Below are 3,406 nucleotides of genomic sequence, written 5' to 3' on the forward strand. Positions count from 1 at the left end.
GCCGCGGTTACCGCCGCATCGTCCAGTTGCGTCGGCAGGAAGGTGCGGATGATCTCCATCTCGCCGCGCTCCTGCGCGGCCAGTTCCGGCCGCTTGCCGTCATCGAAGGCTTTGGCCGATTCCTCGCGCTGCTTCACCATCTTGGCCAGGATCTGCAGGATCTCCTCGTCGCTGGCCGGCTCCTTGCCTGACCCGCGATTGGCAATGTCGCGGTCGTGAATGGCGGCCTGGATCAGCCGCAATGTCGGCAGCCGGTGCTTGTCCTGCGCCTTCATCGCGCTCTTCAGGGATTCGGCGATTTTGCCGCGCATGGTGCATTCTCCTTCGATCGGCGCGGACAATAGCGCCGCGGGCGAGCCAAGGCAAACTCTGATGTGCCGAGGCAAGCCACTGATTTTGCTAGGCGAAATAAAATATGGCGGCATTTCGCATGATCATTGACCGCCCTGCCCCCTTCCCCTATGTACTGGGCCTTGCATGAACGGAAATTTGACTGCGTGGAAGCCGCGAAATCGCCGCTTCGCGCCGTTTGCCGCGCAGATGGCCCGCCGGGCCGGTTGCAGCGCGCGGCCTGACAGGAGTGCCGCATGGCCGAGATGACGCCCGCCTTGACCCCCGCTTGGGCCACGGAAAAGCCGACCGCCCTTCTGGTGCTGGCCGACGGCACCGTCATCGAAGGTCGCGGTCTCGGCGCCACCGGCTCCGCTGTCGCCGAAGTCTGCTTCAACACGGCGCTGACCGGCTATCAGGAAATCCTCACCGATCCGTCCTATGCCGGCCAGATCGTCACCTTCACCTTCCCGCATATCGGCAACATCGGCACCAATGACGAGGACATCGAGGATCTCAATCCGGTCGCCCGCGCCGGCGCCGTCGGCGCCGTGTTCAAGGCCGATGTCACCAACCCGTCCAACTACCGTGCCGGCACTGGTCTCGACCAGTGGCTGAAGAAGCGCGGCATCGTCGCTTTGTCGGGCATCGACACCCGCGCGCTCACCGCGCTGATCCGTGAAAAGGGCATGCCCAACGCCGTCATCGCGCATGCGCCCGATGGCGTGTTCGACATCGACGATCTGAAGCGCCGCGCCGCCGCATGGTCGGGCCTGATCGGGCTGGATCTCGCCAAGGAGGTCACGTCGGGCCAGTCCTCGGTCTGGCGCGAGACGCCCTGGGTGTGGAACGAAGGCTTTGGCGAACAGATCGAACCGACAATGCACGTCGTCGCCATCGACTACGGCGTCAAACGCAACATCTTGCGCCTGCTCGCCGGCCTCGGCGCCAAGGTCACCGTGGTGCCGGCCAAGTCCGGCGCCGAGGAAATCCTCGCCATGCAGCCGGACGGCATTTTTCTCTCCAACGGCCCCGGCGACCCGGAAGCCACCGGCGACTATGCCGTACCGGTCATCCGGGATCTGCTGAAGACCGACATCCCGGTGTTCGGCATCTGCCTTGGCCACCAGATGCTGGCGCTGGCGCTGGGCGGCAAGACCGCCAAGATGCACCAGGGCCATCACGGCGCCAACCATCCGGTCAAGGACCACACCACCGGCAAGGTCGAGATCGTCTCGATGAACCACGGCTTTGCCGTGGATGCCGACTCGCTGCCATCAGGCGTCGAGGAAACCCACGTCTCGCTGTTCGACGGTTCGAATTGCGGCATCACGCTGACCGGCCGGCCGGTGTTCTCGGTCCAGCATCACCCCGAGGCTTCGCCCGGCCCGCAGGATTCGCACTACCTGTTCCGCCGCTTCGTCAATTTGATCCGCGAAAAGCGCGGTGAGGAATTGCTGGCCGAACGGGCTTAGCGCGATCCGGTAGCGCCGCCCCTCATTGCCCTGCCGGGATGGCACTCCCTGGTGAGCGCAATGCGGTTGTGACTCACACCTGTGCTCCATCCTCAGCGACATCGGTGGCGACATTCGTGCGCGCTGCCGGCCTCGCAACTTTCGTCACAAAGACGATGACCGCCAGCGTCAGGAAGCACGCTCCCAGCAGATAGGGCGCGCCGCCGAAGGTCACCGGCGCGCTTGGCCCGGTGAACCAGGAAAAGATCGCCGTGTAGAGCAGCGGCGTGATGATCGAGGTGATCGAGAAGATCGAGGTCATCGCGCCCTGCAGTTCGCCTTGCGCCGAAGGCGGCACCTTGGCGGCGGCGAGGCTCCTCAGCGGCGGGTCGGCCAGCGCTTCCAGGCAGCCGACGACGATCACCGCATAGATCATCCAGCCTTGCGACGCGAAGGCGTAGCCGAAGGCGCTGGCTGCCGTGAATGTCAGGCCGATGACCGCCGTCTTCCACTCGCCAAGCCTCGGGATGACGCGCGGCAGCACCGTCGCCATGACGATCGCGCCGCACAGGCCGAAGGCGCCGAGCGAGAAGCCGATCTGCTGCTCGCTCCAGCCATAGCGGTAGCTGGAGACGAACGACCAGACCGCCGGATACATCATATGCCCGAGCGTCATCAGGAAGAAGACAAGCCCGATCCAGCCGATGCCTTGATATTGGCGCATCTGCAGAAGCGTGCCGACCGGGTTGGCGCGTTTCCACTCGAAGCGGCGGCGGTGCTTGTCATCGAGCGTTTCCGGCAGGAAAAACAAAGCGATGAGGAAATTCACGAAGGCGAGCCCGGCGGCGAAATAGAACGGCACGCGCGGCCCGAACGTGCCGAGCAGCCCGCCCAGAACCGGCCCGATGACGAAGCCGACGCCAAATGCGATGCCGAGCAGGCCGAAATTCTTAGCCCGATTGTCATCGTTCGAGATGTCGGCGATGAAGGCCGATGTCGTCGAATAGCTGGCGCCCGAAATGCCGGCCAGCACGCGCCCGATGAACAGCATCGGGTAGGACCAGGCGACGGCGCAGATCAGATTGTCGATGGAGAAGGTCAGCACCGATGCGAGCAGGATCGGCCGCCGCCCGAACCGGTCGCTCAAGCCGCCCATGATCGGTGCGAAGAAGAACTGCATCGCCGCATAGACGAAGAACAGCCAGCCGCCTTCGATCGCCGCGCCGCTGATGCTGACCCCGGTCAATTCCCGGAGATAGGCCGGCAGCACCGGCATGATCATGCCGAAGCCGATAATGTCGAGCAGCAGCGTGGTGAAGACGAGCGCAAGGCCCCGTCTGGCGGTTTTGGGGTCGATCATGCAGGATCAAGCTCCTCTGCTCGCCCTCAGGCGCAGGCGGACGCACCTTATAGGCGAGCTCGCGGAAAGGAACAATGCAGGAACAGGCCGAATCTATTCATCCTGACACCACCTGACGGCAGCATCGCCGGCAGGTGAAGCTCGACAACGGTCTGGTCAGATCGGCCCACTCAGCGTGTTGCAATCCGACAGCTTGCCGCTCTTGTAACCACGCGCCAGCCAGGTCTGCCGCTGCTGCGAGGTGCCGTGATTGAAGCTTTCC

Annotated in this window: 4 protein-coding genes; 1 reads left to right on the plus strand and 3 read right to left on the minus strand. The window is 64.2% G+C overall.

Translation table 11 applies throughout. From position 1 onward, the window contains the following. Nucleotides 1–311, minus strand: a 311-nt coding sequence (locus EN925_RS28650; RefSeq protein ID WP_128337096.1) for a GatB/YqeY domain-containing protein, incomplete at its 3' end; no start/stop codon positions are given. Nucleotides 312–587: 276 nt separating this feature from the next. On the opposite strand from EN925_RS28650, the gene carA reads away from it, so the two are divergent. Next, nucleotides 588–1,805 (plus strand): glutamine-hydrolyzing carbamoyl-phosphate synthase small subunit, encoded by a 1,218-nt coding sequence (gene carA / locus EN925_RS28655; protein ID WP_013530125.1) that lies wholly within the window; start codon nucleotides 588–590, stop codon nucleotides 1,803–1,805. Nucleotides 1,806–1,878: 73 nt separating this feature from the next. Here carA and EN925_RS28660 read toward each other — a convergent pair whose 3' ends face one another. Then, entirely contained in the window at nucleotides 1,879–3,144 is a 1,266-nt protein-coding gene (locus EN925_RS28660; RefSeq protein WP_027162079.1) for a tetracycline resistance MFS efflux pump, read from the minus strand. A 156-nt stretch (nucleotides 3,145–3,300) separates the two neighbouring features. Next, nucleotides 3,301–3,406, minus strand: a 106-nt coding sequence (locus EN925_RS28665; protein WP_206632981.1) for a neutral zinc metallopeptidase, incomplete at its 5' end; no start/stop codon positions are given.

This window comes from Mesorhizobium sp. M7A.F.Ca.US.006.04.2.1 (assembly GCF_004022915.1).
Classification (GTDB): Bacteria; Pseudomonadota; Alphaproteobacteria; order Rhizobiales; family Rhizobiaceae; genus Mesorhizobium; species Mesorhizobium ciceri.

Excerpts from the sequence above, each read along its gene's own strand:
- EN925_RS28660 (WP_027162079.1), bottom strand. The coding sequence starts at position 3,144 with ATGATCGACCCCAAAACCGCCAGACGGGGCCTTGCGCTCGTCTTCACC.
- carA (WP_013530125.1), top strand. The coding sequence starts at position 588 with ATGGCCGAGATGACGCCCGCCTTGACCCCCGCTTGGGCCACGGAAAAG.